We start from the raw sequence: 18289 nt of genomic DNA, 5'->3' as shown, positions 1-18289 counted from the left end.
ACGCGCCGGCCCGGCCGGTGTCGCGTCACCGGCAGGCGACGGGACGGTCGAGCAGGCGCAACTCGCCGCCGTCCAGTTCCATGCGGGAGCCGGTGAAGCGCTCGCGCATGCGCCGGTCGTGGGTGACCAGGACGACGGCTCCGGCGTAGTCGGCCAGGGCCTCCTCCAGCTCCTCGACCAGCGCGGGAGAGAGGTGGTTGGTCGGTTCGTCGAGCAGCAGCAGATCGACCCGCTCGACGACCAGGCGGGCCAGTTCGATCCGTCGCCGCTGCCCGTAGGACAGTTCGGCCACGCGCAGCCGCAGTGCCGACGGTTCGAACAGTCCCAGGGACAGCAGCCGGTCGGCGTGTTCCTCCCGGTCACCCGGCCGGCCGTACGCGAAGGCGGCCAGGGTGGTGGCGGTGGGGGGCCACGGCGCCTCCTCCTGCCGCAGGTGCCCGACCGTGCCGGTCGTCGTCACGGTGCCGGCGTCCGGCTCGAGTTCACCGGCGAGCACCCGCAGCAGGGTGCTCTTTCCCGCGCCGTTGGGCCCGGTGACCAGTAGCCTCTCGCCCGGTTCGATCCGCAGTTCCGGCAGTCGCAGCCGCCCGTCCACCGCCACGTCGCACAGCTCGGCGGCGGGCCGGGCGCCGGCCTCCGCACCGCACGTGGTGGCAAGGCGCGCCCGCAGTGACAGCGGCTCCGGCGGTGGCGCGACCGGCGAGGCGGTGAGCCGTTCCATCCGCTCCTTGGCGCTGCGGATGCGGCCCGTCGCGCCGTGGGAGCGTCCACGGGCGCGGAAGGCGGCGGCGCCGAAGATGGCCTTCTCCATCTTCCGGGGGATCGCGTCCAGCCGGGCAGCGCCCGTCGCCGCCAGCCGCCTGGCACGGGCCAGTTCCTCCCGCCACTCCTCGTACCGCTGTCGGCGGCGCCTGCGTTCGGCCGCCTTGGCGGCCAGGTAACCGGCGTAGCCGTGGCCGTGCCGGGTGACATGCCCCTCCGCCACCTCCAGCACCGTGGAGGTCAGCCGTTCCAGGAACACCCGGTCGTGGGTCACCGCCACCACCGTGCCGCGGTGGCGGCGCAGGCGCTCCTCCAGCCGGGTCACCGCCCGGTCGTCCAGGTCGTTGGTCGGCTCGTCGAGCAGCAGCAGTTCGGGCTGCGACGCCAGGGTGGCGGCCAGCGTCAGCCGTGACCGCTCACCGCCGGACAGCGTGTCCAGCGGGCGTGCGCGGTCAAGCCCCGGCAGCCCCAGGTCGTCGAGGGTAACGTTCACCCGCACGTCGGCGTCGTAGCCCTCGCGGGCCTCGTACCGGGCCCTGAGGCCGGCATAGGCCGCCAGCGCCGCGTCGAGTTCGGGGCCGGGAGGAAGGGCGGCCATCGTGGCCTCCTCCCGGCGCAACCGGGCTTCCATGGAACGGAGTTCGGCCAGGGCGAGGTCCACCGCGTCCTGGACGGTCGCCCCGGGCGGCAGGGAGAGGGCCTGCGGCAGGTACCCGACGCCGCCGGGGGCCACGACCGTGACCTCCCCGGCGTCGGGGCTTTCCGCCCCCGCCAGCAGCCGCAGCAGGGTGGACTTGCCGGCCCCGTTGTCGCCGACGATGCCGGCCTTCTCGCCCGGGGCGAGCGAGAAGGAGACCTGATCGAGCACGGTGCGGTCGTCGTACCGACGGGTGACGCCGTGCAGGGAGAGCTGGGATGGGAATGACGCGCGCATGGGCAGCCCCTCGCCTCTCGGCATGCCGAGATCTGGAGTCCGGGAAATGGAGGCGGGCAGCACGGGCCAGCGGCGGAGCAGAGCTCAGACGCCGTGGCGTGCGGGGGCTGTCACAGAGATCCCATGGGCACGACGGTAGCGCCGTGCGGCGCATGCCGCCACGGGTTTACGAAAGGCTCGTTCGAACAGGGTCACCGGTCGGGGCGACACCCGGCGGGCGGTGCGAGGCGGTCGCATCGGTGCGCCGCGGGCGGGCCGGCGGGCGGCACCGTCGGCGTTTCGGCCATCGCCGCGCATCGGCCGCCCCCGGTGCCGTAAGGGGCCAGGTGCCCCACACCTTCGGCGAACCGCTCAGGCTCGGGGCGCGCACTCCGTCCGAAAGACATGTGTTCGACGGAGGGGGCCCCGTCGTTGAACCCGGTGCACGCCTGTCCGTAAGGGAAGGGAGCGAGCTGTGGAATCCGCCCACGCCGACCGGTCCGGTACGCCTCCGTCGCGTCCGCCGGAGCCGTCGGAGCCGTCGGAGCCGGAGCGACGGAACCTCGATCTGTGGAACGACTACGGCACCCACCATCTCTCCCGGGGGACGGAGATCGCCGAGCCCGACAGCCTGTACTGGGGCTACTGGGAGGGCGTCGGTCCCGGCGAGGAGATCCTCGGTGACCTGACGGGCCGACGGGTCCTCGACCTGTGTTCCGGCATGGGACGGTACGCGGCGTACCTGGCGCGCGGGGGCGCCCGCGTGGACGCGGTCGAAGGGGCCCGCTCCCAGCACGAACGCGCCGTCGCCCGCTTCGGCGGAACGCCCGGGCTGCGGCTGGTCCACGCGGACGCCGTGACCCATCTCCGTGGGGCCGAGCCGTACGACGTCGTCCTCTCCGCCCACGGTCTCGCCTTCCTGGACCCGCACCGGGTCCTCCCGGCACTCGCCTCGGCGCTCGCTCCCGGCGGCCGGCTGGCCTTCTCCGTGCTCCACACCAGCACCGCCGGCGACGGCCCGTGGGACACGGTGGCGGCCCGGCCCGAGGCACTGCGCCTGGGGGACCTCGGCCCCCGCCCCGTCGAGATGTGGGTGCTCACGCCCTCCCGCTGGCAGGCGCTGCTCGGCGAACACGGGCTGATCGTCGATCAGGTCGAGATCCTCGCCGCCCCCGGTGCGGGCGATCGGACCTGCTGCACCCTCCTGCGCGCCCACCGACCCGACTGACACCGGCGGTTCCACTCGCACCTCCCGCCGTCCGGCAGCCACTCCGAAGGAGATCACCCGTCATGGAGCAGTTCGTGTGGCGCACCATCGAGGCGCTCGCCCGCCGTTTCGACGACCACGACCAGGGCCGCGGTCTCAGCCCCGAGGAGCAGTGGACGTTGCAGGTCCTGAAGATCTCCGAGGAGACCGGTGAGGCGTCCCAGGCCGTGATCGGCGCACGCGGCACCAACCCGCGCAAGGGGGACAGTCACGGCTGGGAGGACGTCCACGCCGAGGTCGCCGACGTGGTCGTCACCGCCCTGGTGGCGCTCCGGCGGATGCGGCCCGACGACGCCGCGCTCTTCCTCCGCGGTCACCTGGCCGCCAAGGCGGAGAAGTTCCTGCCGTCCACGCCCGCCGGCCAGGAGTCCGGGACGGCCTGACCACCGCGACCGGAACGCCGGAAAGGGCTCCCGGTCCGTCCACCCCTCGACGAAGGGCCGCTTCGATGCCCCTCTCACCGCCTCCCTCGCTGCTGGGCGTGTTCGCGCACCCGGACGACGAGTCCCTGCTCGCCGGCGGCGTGCTCGCCCGGCAACACGCCGCGGGTGCCCGCACCGCCGTGGTCACCGCGACTCGGAGCAAGGACACGGCCCGGGCACGGGAACTCGCCGAGGCCCTCTCCGTCCTCGGCGCCGGTGCACCTCTGCTGCTCGGCTACCGGGACTTCCGCAACCCCGAGTCCGCCCCGCACCGCGAGCGACTGGTCGACGCGCCGCTCGACGAGGCGGTCGGACGGCTGGTGGCCCACATCCGTGCGTTCAAGCCCGACCTCGTCGTCGGACACGACGCGTTGGGTCAGCTGACCGGCCACCCGGATCACGTCCGCGCCCACCAGATCGCCCTGCTCGCCGTCGAGGCCGCCGGGCTCGCCCACCGGCGTCCCGAGGCGGGCGCCCCCTGGCAGCCCGCCGCGCTGTACGCGGCCACGCATCCGGAATCGGGCGTGGGCCTCCTCGGCCCGCTGATGCGAGGAGCCGGCAAGACCGTGACGGCGGTGCCGGACGGGTATGTGACCACGCGCGTCGACGTCGCCCCCTGGGCGGACGTGAAGTGGCGGGCCGTTCTCGCGCACCGCACCGAGGTCGCTCGTGAGCGTGCGCTGCCGGACATCCTGGCCCGCCTCCCGGAAGCGGACCGCCACGGGATCATCGGCACGGGGTACTTCACCCGCCTCAGCCCGCGTCCCCTCCCGGCCCTGGACGCTCCGGTCCCCGGGGCTCCGGGCCCCGATGTCCCGGGCCCCGATGCCCCTGGCCCCGGCCCCTCAGGCCTGCTCACCCTGTGACGCGCGCGGTGAGCCGCCGCGCGCCGGCGTCGGGGCCCGTCACAGTTCCGGCACGTCGTCCAGGTCGAACACCTTGTCCGGGTCCACCACTTCCGGAGGCGGGCCGTCGAGGCGCTGCTCGCACCAGATGGTCTTGTCCTGGCGGCTGTGCCGGACGCCCCAGCGGGTGCTGAGCCGCATGACGATGAAGAGGCCCCGGCCGCCCTCGTCGCTCTCCCGCGCGCGGCGCATGTGGGGGCTGGCGCTGTTGGCGTCGGTGACCTCGCTCAGCAGCCGGTTCTGGTCATGGATGAGCCGCAGGCGCACGGGTTCGTTGCCGTAGCGGATGGCGTTGGTGAACAGTTCGCTGACCACCAGGGCGGTGGTGAAGGCGAACTCGTCCAGGTGCCAGGCTGCGAGCTGGCGGTCCACCAGGCGGCGTGCCGTGCCGACCACGGACGCGTCGGCGGGCAGCGTCCAGTCCGCGATCCGGTCGCGGGGCATGGCGCGGGTGCGCGCGAGCAGCAGCACGGCGTCGTCGTCGTAGGACGAGGCCATGCGGTACACGGCGGTGTCGCACAGTTCTCGCAGCGGCCCGCTGGAGGACGCGAGGACGTCGGTGAGGCGGCGCGCGGCGGTCTCACGGTCGGGGCCCCCGGCGTCGAGCAGGCCGTTGGTGTAGTGGGCCAGCACCGTGCCCGGCTCCACCTCGATCTCCACGGGGGCGAAGGCGTGTCCGCCACCCCGGCCCAGCGGTGGGCCCTCGGGGACGTCCACATCGAGCTTGAAGCCGTGCGGGTCGACGAGGAGGGGGGCGGGGTGTCCCGCGCGGACCATCGAGCACTGCCGGGAGAGCGGGTCGTAGACGGTGAGCGCGCAGGTGGCGAGGTGGGAGTTCCCGGTCGGCGCCGCCTCGCCCGCGAGCTGGGCTGCCACCTCGTACAGGTGGCTGAGCATCTCGTCCGTCTCGAGGTCCTGCAGGGCGAGCGCGCGCAGGGCCGTCCGCAGCTGTCCCATGGTAGCGGCCGCCTCGATGCCCTGCCCGACGACGTCGCCGACGACCAGACCGACCCGGGTGCCGGAGAGGGGGATGACGTCGAACCAGTCGCCGCCGGCCGTCTCGGGCAGGTACACGTTGGCGGTCTCCACCGCCGAGAGGTCGGGGGCCGCGGTCGGCTGGAGCCATCGGTGCAGGGTCGTGGCCACCGTGTGCTCGCGGTGGTAGCTGCGCGCGTTGTCCAGGTGGGCGGACGCGGCGGAGGCCGCCTGCACGGCGACGCCCAGGTCGGCCTCGGAGAACGGGTCGGACCGGTGGCGGTAGAGCGTCAGCAGCCCGAGGACGGTGTCACGGACGGTGAGCGGAGCGACGATCATCGAGTGCACGCCCGCCCGGACCAGCAGGGCGAACTCCTCGGGGGCGGCGGTCAGCCACGGCGTCTCCGGCGTGACCGTCAGCAGCCGGGCCTCCCGGTCGTTGAGCGCCTGCGCGTAAGGGGTGGCGAAGGGGAACGTGCGGCTTTCCTGGTCCCGCCAGATCCGTTCGGCGGACGACGGGGCGAAGGCCACCCGGCGCACCGGGGCGCCCGTCGGGGAGGTGCCCGTCGACTGGGCGGCCACGTCCGATTCCTCCAGCAGGTCCACGGCGGCCGCGTCCGCGGAACCGGGGACCAGGGCCCGCACCAGTTCCTCGGCGGTGGACCGCGTGTCCAGGGTGGTGCCGACGGTCGCGTGCACCGAAGCGAGCACCCCCAGCCGGTCGGCGGCGGCCCGCGCCTCGGTCACGTCCTCCACCACGCACAACAGCGGTGCCGGACTCCCGTCCGCACTTTCCAGGGGGAACAGGGAGAGCTGGACCGTGACCGTCCGCCGGGGGTCCGACGGGGGGTGGCCCTTCACCAGCCTGCCGCGCAGGGGCTCGCCGCTCGACCGTGCCTCGTCGATCAGGGCGTCGAGGATCTTCGGGTCGAAGCCGGGGGCGAAGTCGTCGACGCTGTGCCCGATGACGTCGTCGGGAGCCAGTCCCTGCACCCCGCGTCCGGACGTGTTGTAGCGGCTCACCCGGCGCTCGGCGTCGAGGACGAAGAGACCCTGGGGCGAGTTGGCGAACAGGGCGTTCAGCACGGCAGTGTCGTCGACGGAACCGTCTGCCACAGCACGCTCCCTTCGTGCGGCTGCCCCCTCTCACCATCTCGTATCGGCCGCCCCCCGCAACTCGGGCAGGGCGGGGGGCGGCAGCGCGCGGCACGATCGCGGCGTCCTCGCCCCGCAGGCGCCTCTCAGGCGGTGAGCCGCAGCGCGTCGGCGACCTCGGCGGTGGAGGAGCCGGTCGCGATCGAGTCGTAGCCGTCCCGGAGGGACGCGTCCTGGTCCTTGAGGCCGTTGCCGGTGAGGGTGACGACGACCGTCTGTCCTGGGCCGAGCAGTCCACGGCGGTGTCGGTCGAGGAGGCCGGCGACTCCTGCGGCCGAGGCGGGTTCCACGAAAACGCCGTCGTGACGGGCCAGCAGCCGGTAGGCCTCGAAGATCTGCTCGTCGGTGACGGCCGCGAACATCCCGCCGGACGCGTCACGGGCGGCGACGGCGCCCTGCCAGGTCGCCGGGTGTCCGACACGGATCGCGCTCGCCGCCGTCTCCGGCCGGGCGACGGGTTCCCCGTGCACGAGGGGCGCCGCACCGGCCGCCTGGAAGCCCCACATCCGCGGCACGCGGGTGGCGGCCCCTTCCTGCCGGTAGGTCCGGTAGCCCTGCCAGGTGGCGGTGATGTTCCCACCGTTGCCCACCGGGAGGCAGTGGATGTCGGGGGCGTCGCCCAGCGCGTCGACGATCTCGTAGGCGACGGTGCGCTGGCCGGACAGGCGCAGTTCGTTGCCGACGCTGTTGACGAGGGCGACCGGGTGCCGGTCGGCGAGTTCGCGGGCGATGCGCAGGCAGTCGTCGAAGCCGCCGTCCACCTCGACGACGCGGGCTCCGTGACGCACGGCCTGGCCGAGCTTGCCGAGCGCCACGCGGCCCCTGGGCACCAGGACCACGGAGGTGATGCCGGCGCGGGCGGCGTAGGCGGCCGCCGAGGCGCTGGTGTTGCCCGTCGAGGCGCAGATGACCGCTTCGGCCCCGTCCTCGGCGGCCTTGCTGAGGGCCACCGTCATCCCCCGGTCCTTGAACGAGCCGGTGGGATTCGCGCCCTCGTTCTTGAGGTGGACGTCGCAGCCCGTCAGCTCCGACAGGTGCCGGGAACGCAGCAACGGCGTGTTGCCCTCGTGGAGCGAGACGGCCGGGGTGCGGTCGGTGACCGGGAGCAGGCGCCGGTAACCGCTGTCGATCAGTCCTTGCCAGGGAGTCATGCGGCGAACGTAACATACGTTTCATCGAGACGCGTGAAGAGCATTCTCATGTAACGTTCGACATCATGGAACCTGTGGTGTCGCAGCTCGAAGAGATCTATCCGCGGCTCGCCCCCGGCGAGCGCGCCGTGGCCCGGCTGCTGCTGGACGACTATCCGTTCGCGGCGCTCGGCTCGCTCCGGTCGCTGGCCGAGCGGGCCGGGGTGAGCGCGCCCACCGCGTCACGCCTGGTCGATCGCCTCGGCTACCCGGGTTTCGCCCAGTTCCAGGCCGCCGTGCGCACGGCGGCGCAGGAGGACAGGTCGCGGTTGCGCGCCTTCGCCGCCGAGGGCGCCGACCCCCGGAGCGCGGCGGCCGACCTCCACAACGGCCTGGCCGAGACGATCACCGCGGTGAACGCGCCGCTGCTGGACGCCGCGGCCGACGCGCTCGTCTCGGCGAGGACGGTATGGACGCTGGGCGGCCCGTTGAGCGAGCTCGCGGCGGACTACCTCACCCGGCAGCTGGGCGCGCTGCGGCCCGCGGTCCGCTTCGTCACGGGTCCGGCGGCGGAGCGGGCCCGCTCGTTGCTGGAGGTGACCCCGGCCGATCTCGTGGTGGCGTACGACTTCCGGCGCTACTCGGCGGAGACCGCCGCCTTCGTGCGGGCGGCCCTCGGCCGTGGGGCTCGGCTCCTGCTGGTCACCGACGCCTGGGGATCCCCGCTGGCCGGCGAGGCGCAGATCCTGGTCCCGCTCCCCCGCGAGGCCGCCGGCCCCATCGCTCCGCTCACGCACGAGATCGCGGTGACCGAGCTCCTGCTCGTCGCGACCGCGTCCCGGCTCGAGGCGTCCGGGCGGCTCGACGAACTGGACGCGCTGACCAGGTCGCTCCAGCCCACCGAGAAGGCTTGACCCGCCACCCTGCGCGTGTGTCGCGGGCGCCCCGTCAACGGTGCGACGGCTCCTGGGCCCGGTCCAGGGCCTGGGTGACGCGCCAGAGGCGGCGGGGCAGGTCGCCCTCCTCGAAGGGGTGGACCTCCCGCAGGGTCCAGCCTTCGGCGAGGGCGTCGACCAGGTCGCGGGAGAAGAAGTGGACGGCGAAGCCGCCGTGCTCGAAGATGTCGTCGCCGTGGGCGACGCCGGTGCCGTGATGCGCGTCGCCGGTGTGGCGCACCGTGAAGACGAGGAGGCCGCCGGGCCGCAGGACACGGCGGACCTCGGCCACCACGGCGTGGATCTCCGCGGTCGAGAGCGCCATGCACAGCAGCATGTGGGCGAAGACCGTGTCCACGGAGGCGTCCGGCAGCGGGAGCGGGTCGCGCACGTCGTGCACGAAGGTGGTGACAGTGCGGTCGACGCCCTGCGCCCGGGCCGCCTCCCGCAACTGGCCGAGCGCCGTGGCGGAGAAGTCGGCGGCCTGGACCGTGAACCCCTCGCGCGCGAAGTACAGGGAGTCGCGACCGTGCCCGGCGCCGAGTTCCAGCACGTCCGCCGCGCCCGCCGCCCGGAACACCTGGGCCGCGTGGAGGGCGGGGTCGGAAGGGAGGTCGCCGTACATGCCGGGGTGAGCCGTGTAGGTGCCCTGCCAGTGCCGCCGCTGCGCGTCGGCCAGGCCGTCCCGCCCCTGGTCCTTCATGGTGCCGCCGCCCTTTCCCGCTTCCGGCCGGCCGCTTCGGCCTCCTCCACGTCAGCGTAGGCGCCTGGGGCCGGAGCGCCGCCGCGGCGACCGGAACCCGCGCAGAGCCTCCCCCGACTGCCGCTGGGCACGTGGTCCCGCACGGCACGGCGCGGCACCTCTCTGGCACCGCATGGCACCGCATGGCGTCACGTGACACCACTTTGCATCACCAGGCACCACGTCGGCACAGGACGACAATCACGCGAACGTGCAGATCAGAGGCGTGCGCGCACAGATTCGCCAAGCGGCGCCAACAAGGCGCTTGCGCATGACGCCAATGTGGTGCCATTATGGCGTCATGGACCTCACCCCCTATGTCGACACCCTCCGCCGCGAACTCGCGGTGGCCGCCGAGGCCGGCGGCGTGGAAGCCCGGGAACTGGCCGACCGGCTCACCGCTCCGCTGGAGTCGGCGACCCGCCTGGTCATGCTCAACGTGCTCTCCGCCGCGATGAGCGAGGTCACCCGCGACCTCGCGCCGGGTTCGGTCGACGTACGACTGCGGGGGCTGGACCCCGACTTCGTGGTGACCCCGCCGCCCTCCGACGGCGTCGACCCCACCGAGCCGGCTCCGGCCCCGGAGCCCCTCAAGGCCCCGGCGGCCGCCGAGGGCGACGAGGGGGGCACCGCTCGCGTCAATCTGCGACTGCCGGCCCACCTGAAGGCGCGCGCCGAGGAGGCCGCGAACCAGGAGGGCCTGTCGGTCAACGCCTGGCTGGTGCGCGCCGTGTCCGCCGCGGTCGAGGGCGGCGCCCGGCCGCGCACGCCGGAGCGGACCCGGACCGTCGGCCAGAGCTTCACCGGCTGGGTGCGCTGACCGCCCCGGATCGGCCCGCACGGCACCTCACATCCGACCCCATTCATCACGTCCCCACGGCGGGGACGCCCTGCAGAGCCAAGAGGACGGGACAGCCATGCCTTCTTTCGACACTCCCGCGCCCATCTCGGTCACGGCGACCGTGGAGGCCGGTTCACTCCAGCTCACCGCGACCGACCGCTCCGACACGGTCGTCGAGGTGCGGCCCCGGGACCCGAAGCGGGACCTGGACGTGCGGGCCGCCGACCAGACCGAGGTCCGCTTCGCCGGCGGCACGCTGACGGTGCGGACACCCAGGTCCGGCCTGTTCGGCCGCACCGGCGTGGTGGACGTGACGGTCGAACTGCCCACCGGATCGCACGTCGACGCGAACGGCTCGTGGACCCAGGTGCTCGGCGAGGGCCGGCTCGGCGAGGTGCGCGTCAAGACCTCGGCCGGCGACGTCCGCATGGACGCCACCGGTCCGCTGAAGCTGATCGCCTCGCACGGCTCCATCACCGTGGACCGGGTCGACGGCACGGCGGAGATCACCACCAGCTCCGGAAGCCTGCGCGCCGGTGTCCTCGACGGCGCCGCCGTCCTCAAGAACTCGCACGGCGGCACCACCGTGGAGGTGGCGACCGGTGAACTGCGGGTGAGCGGCGCCAACGGCGACATCGACGTCCGCCGCGCCGAGGGCTCGGTCACCGCCACCACCGCGCACGGCACCCTGCGCATCGGCGAGGTCGTCCGGGGCTCCACGCAGCTCGAGACCTCCTACGGCGCGATCGAGGTCGGCGTCCGCGAGGGAACGGCCGCCTGGCTGGACGTCACCTCCACCTCCGGCCAGGTCCGGAACTCGCTGACCTCCTCCGACTCGCCGGAGGAGGCGGCGGAGACGGTCAAGATCCGCGCACGCACCCGGTACGGGAACATCGACGTCCGCCGCGCCCGCTGATCACCGCCGGCCTCCGGGAGTCGTCCGGAGTCGCCCTCCGGAAGTCGCCCCCCCTTCGCACCACCGCGCCCGTGAACGCCGCCGGGCCACCGGCACCCCAGGCCCGGCGGCGGCCACCGCACCACTCGAACTCGTCCTCGTTCGCGCCCACACCCTCGTCACTTCACCTTCGGACCGGAGGGTCCCATGCCTGTTTCTGTCATGCCCACGCCCAGCAGCGGGAGGGGCGCCCCGTCCCCCGCCGCGGTGTCCGCCGTCGGCCTGCGCAAGTCCTACGGCGACAAGCACGTCCTCGACGGCATCGACCTGCACATCCCGGCGGGTTCCGTGTTCGCGTTGCTCGGCCCGAACGGCGCCGGCAAGACGACCGTCGTCAAGATCCTCTCGACGCTCATCTCCGCAGACGGCGGCCAGGCCCAGGTCGCGGGCCACGACCTCGCCGCGTCGCCCCAGGCCGTGCGGGCGCAGATCGGGGTGACGGGGCAGTTCTCGGCGGTGGACGGTCTGATCACCGGGGAGGAGAACATGCTCCTGATGGCCGACCTGCACCACCTGTCCAAGGCGGAGGGCCGGAGGGTCACCGCGGACCTGCTGGAGCGGTTCGACCTGGTGGAGGCGGCCGGCAAGCCCGCCTCCACCTACTCGGGCGGCATGAAACGGCGGCTCGACATCGCGATGACCCTGGTCGGCAGCCCCCGCGTCATCTTCCTCGACGAACCCACCACCGGCCTCGACCCCCGCTCCCGCCACACCATGTGGCAGATCATCAGGGACCTCGTCACCGGCGGCGTCACCGTCTTCCTCACCACCCAGTACCTCGAGGAGGCCGACCAGCTCGCCGACCGCATCGCCGTCCTCCACAACGGCGTCATCGCCGCCGAAGGCACCGCCGACGAACTCAAGCGCATCATCCCCGGCGGCCACGTCCAGCTCCGCTTCACCGACCCCGCCACCTACCGCCGCGCCACCGCCCAGCTCACCGACGCCACGAACGACGAGGACTCCCTCACCCTGCGCGTCCCCGGCGACGGCAGCCAACGCGCCCTGCGCACCCTCCTCGACCGCCTCGACACCGCCGGCATCGAAGCCACCGAACTCACCGTCCACACCCCCGACCTCGACGACGTCTTCTTCGCCCTCACCGACGACACCACCACCGCCACCGCCGCCGCCACCACCACCACCACCGACAAGGAGACCGCGCGATGAGCAGCACCCTCTCCCTCGCCCTCCGCGACAGCGGAACCATGCTCCGCCGCAACCTCCTCCACGCCCGCCGCTACCCCTCCCTCACCCTCAACCTCCTGCTCACGCCGGTGATGCTGCTCCTGCTCTTCGTCTACATCTTCGGCGACGTGATGAGCGCGGGCATGGGTGGCGGTGCGGCCGACCGGTCGGAATACGTCGCGTTCCTGGTCCCGGGCATCCTGATGATGACCATCGGCTCCACCACCGTCGGCACCGCGGTCTCCGTCTCGATGGACATGAGCGAGGGCATCATCGCCCGCTTCCGCACCATGGCCATCCACCGCGGTTCGGTGCTCGTCGGCCACCTGCTGGGGAGCGTCGTCCAGTGCCTGGCGAGCGTGCTGCTCGTCACGGCCGTCGGTGTCGCCATCGGCTTCCGCTCCACGGGCGCCACCGTCGTCGAGTGGGTCCTGGCCGCGGTGCTGCTGGCGTTCTTCTCGCTCGCCCTCACCTGGATCGCGATCGGCATGGGCCTGATCAGCCCCAACGCCGAGGCTGCCAGCAACAACGCCCTGCCGCTGGTCTTCCTGCCGCTGATCTCGAGCACCTTCGTGCCCATCGACTCGATGCCGGGCTGGTTCCAGCCGATCGCCGAGTACCAGCCCTTCACCCCGGCCATCGAGACCCTGCGCGGCCTGCTCCTCGGCACCGAGATCGGCCACAACGGCTGGCTCGCCGCCGCCTGGTGCGCCGGCCTCGCGGTCCTCGGCTACTTCTGGGCCACCGCCAAGTTCAACGCGGACCCCCAGCGGTGACCCCGGCCGCACCCAGGGCAGCGCCCCCGACACCACGTCGGGGGCGCCGCCCTTTCCACGCCGTTCACGCGAACCGCGACGTGTCCAGCAGAAATCCCAGCGGGTCGGGCAACGGCAGATCCTCACCGAAGTCCGCCTTGCCGTGCGGCGGCCCGTACGAGTCCGCCCCCGCCGCCAGCCGGTACAACCGGCAGATCCGCTCCTGGCGGTCGATGATCAGGTAGTACGGAACACGCCCGGCCGCATAGGCGCGCATCTTGTCCCGGTAGTCCCGCTCCCGTGTACTCGGCGAGGTCACCTCGACGACCAGATCGATCGGCTCCCCCTCGACCGGGGTGTACTCGGCCTGACTCTCGCAGAACGCGTCCTCGTCGGTGACGACGATGTCCGGCTTCAGCCCCGCACCCGGCCCGATACGCAGACCGGTGCCGCCGGACCAGTAAGTGAGCGTGTCGTCCGGATCGTTCCGGGCCAGCTGCTTGGTCACCGCGGTGACGATGCGCTCGTGTTCCGGCGCAGGCTGCGGGGTCAAGGAGATCTGCCCTTCGACGAGCTCGGCACGCCAGCACTCCAGGGCAGGATCACGATCGAGGTGCGCCAACACGGCCCAGGGGTCGACCGGTGCGAAGTACTCGACAGGCTGAGCACTCACGATGCATCCCTTCCGACGGCATGTGCGTCCGACGCTAGTCCCAGCGTTCGGCCGGCGCCCGCGGATCCGCGGCGGTCCCCCCTCACGTGGGGCAGCGTACCGCCGGTTGACGGCGATGCGCCGGAACGCACGAAAGCCCCCGACCTGTCCGGTCGAGGGCCTCGCTCATGGGGTGGTGGAGATGGCGGGAATCGAACCCGCGTCCAACGGTGCAGAATCAGGGCTTCTCCGTGTGCAGTCCGCTTCGCTTTTCTCAGCCCCGGAGATCACGCGGACAAGTCTCCGACGGGCTCAGTCACTGTTTGGTTTCCCTCTTCACCCCGTGACCGGGATCAAGGTTTAGTCCCCTAGCTGATGCCAGGATCCGGGTCGGGAACACCCCCGGGCTGACACTCCCCTAAGTAGAGAGCTGCTTCACGCTACCTGAAGATCAGGCGGCGAGAGCGAGCTGGCTCTGGGAGATATCGCGCTTGGAATTGGCGATTATTTTTTCGGCCTGTGGTTTACGAGATCATGGCCGCTTCCTCGACACGCTTCCCCTGCTTCGACAGCCGCTGTCGAAACCGATCATCCCCATGTGGTGTTTTCAATCCTCGCCCCCCGCGTGGGGAGGCAAGTGCCATCGTACTGAGCAACGCCGCCGGACGCCACCTTGTTCCCCGCGGGGGCGGCGCCGACGCCGTGCCGCGAGGAGAACCAGGTCACGCCCGCTGCTTGCGGCGCACCGCCGAGATCGCCCGCTCCGTCTCGCGGCGGTCCTGCTTCTCCCGCAGCGTCTGGCGCTTGTCGTACTCCTTCTTGCCCTTGGCCAGCGCGATCTCGACCTTCGCCCGGCCGTCCTTGAAGTAGAGGGCGAGCGGCACGATCGTGTGACCGGTCTCCTGCGACTTCGCGGAGAGCTTGTCGATCTCCTCCCGGTGCAGCAGCAGCTTGCGCTTGCGGCGCGCCGAGTGGTTGGTCCAGGTGCCCTGGCTGTACTCGGGCACGTGCACGTTGTGCAGCCACGCCTCGCCGCCGTCGAGCTGGACGAAGCCGTCGACCAGGGACGCCCGCCCCTGGCGCAGCGACTTCACCTCCGTCCCGGTCAGGACCAGGCCGGCCTCGTAGGTGTCGATGACGAGATAGTCGTGCCGCGCCTTCTTGTTCTGCGCGATGAGCTTGCGCCCTTTTTCCTTGGCCATAGTGCCGCCCATTTTGGCACTAGGAGGGGCCCCCGAGGCCACCCAATACCTTCTCGGCCCGCTGCTCGGCGTTCTGCCCGGCCGCCAGGTCGGGCACGATGCCCTCGCCGTCCACCCCGCGGCCCGAGGGCGTGCGGTAGTGGCCGACGGTCAGCTCGGCGACCGAGCCGCCGGGCAGCTCGGTGGGCATCTGCACGGCGCCCTTGCCGAAGGTGCGGGAGCCGACGACCACCGCGCGCCCCCGGTCCTGCAGGGCCCCGGTGACCATCTCGGCGGCGCTCATGGTCCCGGAGTCGACCAGCACCACCAGCGGACGCGAGGTGCTGCCGCCCCGCCCGGCGTGCAGCGCCCGCTGCTCGCCCCGCAGGTCGTAGGTGGCGACCAGGCCTCCGTCGAGGAAGGCGGAGGCGGCGTCCACGGCCTCGGTGACCAGGCCGCCGGAGTTGCCGCGCAGGTCGAGCAGTATGCCGCCGGGGGACCCCGCGGCGGCCGCGCGGACCTTGTCGCCGGCGCCCTTGGTGAAGGCGCTCACCTTGATCAGCGTCGCCCCGCCGGCGGTCCGCCGCACGGTGACCGGGTCGGTGGACAGGCGGGCCCGGCGCAGCGTCTCCGTCCATCGCCGTCCGTCGCGCTCGAGCCCCACCCGCAGGGTGCTGCCGGCGTCCTGCGGCTCCTCGCCGGGCGTGGCGCCGCGCAGCCGGGCCAGCACCTCGGTGACCGGCACGTCCGCCGTGGGCCTGCCGTCCACCGCCAGGATCCGGTCCCCGGCGCGCAGCCCGGCCCGGTCGGCGGGCGACCCGTCGCGGACCCGGGTGAGCGTGACGCCGCCGTCCCGCTCCCGGGCCGCCCAGACACCGATGCCGGTGTAGCGGCCGTCCAGCGCCTCCTCGAACTCCTGGTACTCCCCCGGCGTGTACACGGCGCCCCAGCGGTCCCCGCTGCGGCTGACGGCGCGCTCCGCGGCCTCCTCGGGGGACGTGCCGTCGACCAGCGCCTCGGCGGCGGCCTCCCGGGCCGCGGCGGCGGCGTCGCCCTGCGGGGACCCGAGGTCCCCGATCCGGGTGGCGGCCTGCGCCTCGCCCTGCCCGTCGGAGAAGGCCCCGCCGGCCGCGGACGTCACCAGGACGCCCGCGAGGGCCAGCGACGTCAGGGCCGCCCCGCGACGAATGGGGCGGGTGGTGCGGGTCTGACAGAACGGGTCGGGGCCTGACATGAGGGGGAGTCTAGGACAACGCGAGAGGGCCGCAGGGGCGGTTGCTCCTGCGGCCCTCTTGGGATGCGTCACACCTTCAGGTACTTGCGCAGGGCGAAGAAGGCGGCCAGCGCGGGCATCAGGAAGCTGATGGCGAGGATCAGCGGAAGCTTCGTCAGGAGGGCGTCCCAGCCGACGAAGTTGATCAGCGTGAGCCGCTCGGAGAGCGCCATGCCGCTGTCGATGGTGAAGAACCGGCCGAGCACCAGGAAGACGCAGGCGAGCGCGCCGCCGATGAGGCCGGCGACCGCGGCCTCCATGATGAACGGCGCCTGGATGTAGAAGCCGGAGGCGCCGACCAGGCGCATGATCCCGGTCTCCCGGCGGCGGCTGAACGCCGAGACGCGCACCGTGTTGACGATCAGCAGCATCGCCACGATCAGCATGACCGCCATCAGCGCCAGCGCGGCCGTCGAGAGCATGCCGAGCATGGTGAAGAGGTTGTCCAGGATGCCCTTCTGGTCCTGCACCGACTGGACGCCCTCACGGCCGTCGAAGGCCGTGGCGATGACCTCGTACTTCTCCGGGTCCGTCAGCTTGATCCGGTAGGACTCCTGCATCTGGTCCGGCGTGAGGGTGGCGGCCAGCGGGGAGTCACCGAACTGCTCCTTGTAGTGCTTGTACGCGTCGTCCTGCGACTCGTGCACCACCCCGTCGACGATCTTCATCTCGTCGAGGTCGGCGACGATCTGCTTCTTCTGGTCGGCGGTGACGGCGCCCTTGGCGCAGTTCGGGTCCGACTCGGCGTCGCTCTTGTTGCAGAGGAAGATCGAGACGTTGACCTTGTCGTACCAGTAGCCCTTCATGGCGCTCACCTGGTCGCGCAGCAGGATGGCCCCGCCGAGCAGGGTGAGCGAGAGGGCGACGGACACGACGACCGCGAAGGTCATCGTGAGGTTGCGGCGGAGACCCACACGGATCTCCGACATGACGAACTGAAGCCGCATGGCTCTTGTCAGGCCTTTCCGTGGACGGGGATCAGTGCTGGTATCCGTAGACGCCGCGTGCCTGGTCGCGCACGAGGCGGCCCTTCTCCAGCTCGATGACGCGCTTGCGCATCTGGTCCACGATGTTCTGGTCGTGCGTCGCCATGACCACGGTGGTGCCCGTCCGGTTGATCCGGTCGAGCAGCTTCATGATGCCGACGGAGGTCTGCGGGTCCAGGTTGCCGGTGGGCTCGTCGCAGATGAGCAGCTTGGGCCGGTTGACGAAGGCCCTGGCGATCGCCACACGCTGCTGCTCACCGCCGGACAGCTCGCCCGGCATGCGCTCCTCCTTGCCGCCCAGACCGACCAGGTCGAGCACCTGGGGGACGGACTTGCGGATCTCGCCGCGGGACTTGCCGATCACCTCCTGCGCGAAGGCGACGTTCTCGCCGACCGTCTTGTTCGGCAGGAGACGGAAGTCCTGGAACACGTTCCCCAGCTGGCGGCGCATCTGGGGCACCTTCCAGTTGGAGAGCCGTGCGAGGTCCTTGCCCAGCACGTGGACCTGTCCCTGGGTGGCCCGCTCCTCGCGGAGGACCAGCCTCAGGAAGGTGGACTTTCCGGAGCCGGAGGAGCCCACCAGGAACACGAACTCGCCGCGCTCGACCTCGAGGGTGATGTCCCTCAGGGCGGGGCGGTTCTGCTTGGGGTAGACCTTGGTGACGTTGTCGAATCGGATCACGGAAACACCACGAGTCGCCGGGGGTAGATGTGCGTGACCATACGCGAATGCGGGTACCGGCCGCAGTCGCCGGACCTGGTTGCGCGCGCCTTGCCCCTTTTGTCGTCGCATTGGTGGGGGTACCTCCCCCGGGTCCGGCCGGGGTGGGGAAGGTTTGTGGAAGGGATGCGGGGGTACTGACAGCACCCTCTCGGCCCGGACCTGGCACAGTGGAAGAGGGAACGGCATCGTTCCCGTGAACGTTGGGCAAGGCGGAAACGGTGCGAGGAGGGCGAGCGCATGACCTATGACCGATTGGTGTGCGCCAACTGCGCGGCGCCGGTCGCCGAGGGGCGCTGCCCCGTCTGCCGCGCCAACCGCGAGCGGATGCAGCAGCAACAGCCGTTCGGCGGATTGACGCCGGGGGCACTACTGGTCCTCCTGGTGGTGCTGGCCACGGCGGCGGCCCTGCTGGCGCGCTGAGAGGGCCTTCGGGGCCCCGCACGCCCGGCGTGCGCGGGAGCCGGGACGGTTCCCTGGAGCGGACGACAAGGGGCGGGGGGGGGGGGGGTGGCGGTGTAGGCGGCGGTC

At 72.3% G+C, this 18289-nt stretch carries 18 protein-coding genes and 1 other RNA gene; 9 read left to right on the top strand and 10 right to left on the bottom strand.

The window, feature by feature from the left end:
- Positions 1-25: 25 nt before the first annotated feature.
- The gene (locus ACFRAV_RS05650) at positions 26-1696 is read right to left on the bottom strand and encodes a TlrC/CarA/OleB/SrmB family ABC-F type ribosomal protection protein (RefSeq protein WP_382551890.1); all 1671 of its coding nucleotides are present in this window, start codon (positions 1694-1696) and stop codon (positions 26-28) included.
- A 454-nt stretch (positions 1697-2150) separates the two neighbouring features.
- Here ACFRAV_RS05650 and ACFRAV_RS05645 point away from each other — a divergent pair, with 454 nt between their 5' ends.
- From ACFRAV_RS05645 to ACFRAV_RS05635, 3 genes are all read left to right on the top strand, one after another.
- Positions 2151-2903 carry a class I SAM-dependent methyltransferase gene (locus ACFRAV_RS05645; protein WP_382551889.1) on the top strand — a complete coding sequence of 251 codons (753 nt, stop codon included), beginning with the start codon at positions 2151-2153 and terminating at the stop codon, positions 2901-2903.
- A gap of 62 nt (positions 2904-2965) precedes the next feature.
- The gene (locus tag ACFRAV_RS05640; RefSeq protein ID WP_382551887.1) at positions 2966-3325 is read left to right on the top strand and encodes a MazG-like family protein; all 360 of its coding nucleotides are present in this window, start codon (positions 2966-2968) and stop codon (positions 3323-3325) included.
- Between the two features lie 65 nt (positions 3326-3390).
- A complete protein-coding gene (locus tag ACFRAV_RS05635; RefSeq protein WP_382551885.1) occupies positions 3391-4230 on the top strand; it encodes a PIG-L deacetylase family protein in 840 nt (279 codons plus the stop codon).
- A gap of 39 nt (positions 4231-4269) precedes the next feature.
- On the opposite strand, the gene ACFRAV_RS05630 is transcribed toward ACFRAV_RS05635, so the two are convergent.
- Together ACFRAV_RS05630 and thrC are read right to left on the bottom strand one after the other, a co-directional pair.
- Positions 4270-6360, bottom strand: a complete 2091-nt coding sequence (locus ACFRAV_RS05630) for a SpoIIE family protein phosphatase (protein WP_382551883.1) — start codon at positions 6358-6360, stop codon at positions 4270-4272.
- Positions 6361-6485: 125 nt separating this feature from the next.
- Positions 6486-7550: a threonine synthase gene (gene thrC, locus ACFRAV_RS05625; RefSeq protein WP_382551882.1), complete on the bottom strand. Its 1065-nt coding sequence runs from the start codon at positions 7548-7550 to the stop codon at positions 6486-6488.
- Between the two features lie 65 nt (positions 7551-7615).
- Here thrC and ACFRAV_RS05620 point away from each other — a divergent pair, with 65 nt between their 5' ends.
- Complete coding sequence (locus ACFRAV_RS05620; protein ID WP_382551880.1) at positions 7616-8443, top strand: MurR/RpiR family transcriptional regulator; 828 nt, start codon at positions 7616-7618, stop codon at positions 8441-8443.
- 34 nt (positions 8444-8477) lie between these two features.
- Here ACFRAV_RS05620 and ACFRAV_RS05615 read toward each other — a convergent pair whose 3' ends face one another.
- Positions 8478-9167 (bottom strand): class I SAM-dependent methyltransferase, encoded by a 690-nt coding sequence (locus ACFRAV_RS05615; RefSeq protein WP_382551878.1) that lies wholly within the window; start codon positions 9165-9167, stop codon positions 8478-8480.
- 340 nt (positions 9168-9507) lie between these two features.
- Here ACFRAV_RS05615 and ACFRAV_RS05610 point away from each other — a divergent pair, with 340 nt between their 5' ends.
- The 4 genes from ACFRAV_RS05610 to ACFRAV_RS05595 all read left to right on the top strand — a co-directional run bounded on the left by ACFRAV_RS05610 (position 9508) and on the right by ACFRAV_RS05595 (position 12966).
- A complete protein-coding gene (locus tag ACFRAV_RS05610) occupies positions 9508-10026 on the top strand; it encodes a toxin-antitoxin system HicB family antitoxin (protein WP_382551876.1) in 519 nt (172 codons plus the stop codon).
- Positions 10027-10123: 97 nt separating this feature from the next.
- Complete coding sequence (locus ACFRAV_RS05605; protein ID WP_382551874.1) at positions 10124-10963, top strand: DUF4097 domain-containing protein; 840 nt, start codon at positions 10124-10126, stop codon at positions 10961-10963.
- Positions 10964-11149: 186 nt separating this feature from the next.
- The gene (locus ACFRAV_RS05600) at positions 11150-12172 is read left to right on the top strand and encodes an ATP-binding cassette domain-containing protein (RefSeq protein ID WP_382551872.1); all 1023 of its coding nucleotides are present in this window, start codon (positions 11150-11152) and stop codon (positions 12170-12172) included.
- Positions 12169-12966: an ABC transporter permease gene (locus ACFRAV_RS05595; protein ID WP_382551870.1), complete on the top strand. Its 798-nt coding sequence runs from the start codon at positions 12169-12171 to the stop codon at positions 12964-12966. Before ACFRAV_RS05600 ends, ACFRAV_RS05595 begins: the two co-directional genes overlap by 4 nt.
- A 64-nt stretch (positions 12967-13030) precedes the next feature.
- Here the strand turns inward: ACFRAV_RS05595 and ACFRAV_RS05590 are convergent, their stop codons facing one another.
- The 6 genes from ACFRAV_RS05590 to ftsE all read right to left on the bottom strand — a co-directional run bounded on the left by ACFRAV_RS05590 (position 13031) and on the right by ftsE (position 17719).
- The gene (locus tag ACFRAV_RS05590; protein WP_382551868.1) at positions 13031-13618 is read right to left on the bottom strand and encodes a Uma2 family endonuclease; all 588 of its coding nucleotides are present in this window, start codon (positions 13616-13618) and stop codon (positions 13031-13033) included.
- Between the two features lie 173 nt (positions 13619-13791).
- Positions 13792-14193: a transfer-messenger RNA gene (gene ssrA / locus ACFRAV_RS05585) on the bottom strand.
- Between the two features lie 126 nt (positions 14194-14319).
- The gene (gene smpB / locus ACFRAV_RS05580) at positions 14320-14799 is read right to left on the bottom strand and encodes an SsrA-binding protein SmpB (protein ID WP_351117725.1); all 480 of its coding nucleotides are present in this window, start codon (positions 14797-14799) and stop codon (positions 14320-14322) included.
- A 19-nt stretch (positions 14800-14818) separates the two neighbouring features.
- Positions 14819-16012 (bottom strand): S41 family peptidase, encoded by a 1194-nt coding sequence (locus tag ACFRAV_RS05575; RefSeq protein WP_382551866.1) that lies wholly within the window; start codon positions 16010-16012, stop codon positions 14819-14821.
- A 68-nt stretch (positions 16013-16080) separates the two neighbouring features.
- On the bottom strand, positions 16081-16998 hold the full coding sequence (ftsX, locus tag ACFRAV_RS05570) for a permease-like cell division protein FtsX (RefSeq protein ID WP_351117700.1): 918 nt from the start codon (positions 16996-16998) through the stop codon (positions 16081-16083).
- Positions 16999-17029: 31 nt separating this feature from the next.
- On the bottom strand, positions 17030-17719 hold the full coding sequence (gene ftsE / locus ACFRAV_RS05565) for a cell division ATP-binding protein FtsE (RefSeq protein ID WP_351117699.1): 690 nt from the start codon (positions 17717-17719) through the stop codon (positions 17030-17032).
- Positions 17720-17998: 279 nt separating this feature from the next.
- Here ftsE and ACFRAV_RS05560 point away from each other — a divergent pair, with 279 nt between their 5' ends.
- A complete protein-coding gene (locus tag ACFRAV_RS05560) occupies positions 17999-18181 on the top strand; it encodes a hypothetical protein (RefSeq protein WP_351117698.1) in 183 nt (60 codons plus the stop codon).
- Positions 18182-18289: the final 108 nt, after the last annotated feature.

The sequence above is a fragment of the Streptomyces sp. NPDC056600 genome (assembly GCF_042792855.1).
Lineage (GTDB): Bacteria > Actinomycetota > Actinomycetes > Streptomycetales > Streptomycetaceae > Streptomyces.
Note: the sequence above shows the minus strand (reverse complement) of the source record. Positions and strands in the feature narration are given on the sequence as shown.

Excerpts from the sequence above, each read along its gene's own strand:
- ACFRAV_RS05650 (WP_382551890.1), bottom strand. The coding sequence starts at position 1,696 with ATGCGCGCGTCATTCCCATCCCAGCTCTCCCTGCACGGCGTCACCCGT.
- ACFRAV_RS05640 (WP_382551887.1), top strand. The coding sequence starts at position 2,966 with ATGGAGCAGTTCGTGTGGCGCACCATCGAGGCGCTCGCCCGCCGTTTC.
- ACFRAV_RS05635 (WP_382551885.1), top strand. The coding sequence starts at position 3,391 with ATGCCCCTCTCACCGCCTCCCTCGCTGCTGGGCGTGTTCGCGCACCCG.
- thrC (WP_382551882.1), bottom strand. The coding sequence starts at position 7,550 with ATGACTCCCTGGCAAGGACTGATCGACAGCGGTTACCGGCGCCTGCTC.
- ACFRAV_RS05620 (WP_382551880.1), top strand. The coding sequence starts at position 7,616 with ATGGAACCTGTGGTGTCGCAGCTCGAAGAGATCTATCCGCGGCTCGCC.
- ACFRAV_RS05615 (WP_382551878.1), bottom strand. The coding sequence starts at position 9,167 with ATGAAGGACCAGGGGCGGGACGGCCTGGCCGACGCGCAGCGGCGGCAC.
- ACFRAV_RS05610 (WP_382551876.1), top strand. The coding sequence starts at position 9,508 with ATGGACCTCACCCCCTATGTCGACACCCTCCGCCGCGAACTCGCGGTG.
- ACFRAV_RS05605 (WP_382551874.1), top strand. The coding sequence starts at position 10,124 with ATGCCTTCTTTCGACACTCCCGCGCCCATCTCGGTCACGGCGACCGTG.
- ACFRAV_RS05600 (WP_382551872.1), top strand. The coding sequence starts at position 11,150 with ATGCCTGTTTCTGTCATGCCCACGCCCAGCAGCGGGAGGGGCGCCCCG.
- ACFRAV_RS05595 (WP_382551870.1), top strand. The coding sequence starts at position 12,169 with ATGAGCAGCACCCTCTCCCTCGCCCTCCGCGACAGCGGAACCATGCTC.
- smpB (WP_351117725.1), bottom strand. The coding sequence starts at position 14,799 with ATGGCCAAGGAAAAAGGGCGCAAGCTCATCGCGCAGAACAAGAAGGCG.
- ACFRAV_RS05575 (WP_382551866.1), bottom strand. The coding sequence starts at position 16,012 with ATGTCAGGCCCCGACCCGTTCTGTCAGACCCGCACCACCCGCCCCATT.
- ftsX (WP_351117700.1), bottom strand. The coding sequence starts at position 16,998 with ATGCGGCTTCAGTTCGTCATGTCGGAGATCCGTGTGGGTCTCCGCCGC.
- ACFRAV_RS05560 (WP_351117698.1), top strand. The coding sequence starts at position 17,999 with ATGACCTATGACCGATTGGTGTGCGCCAACTGCGCGGCGCCGGTCGCC.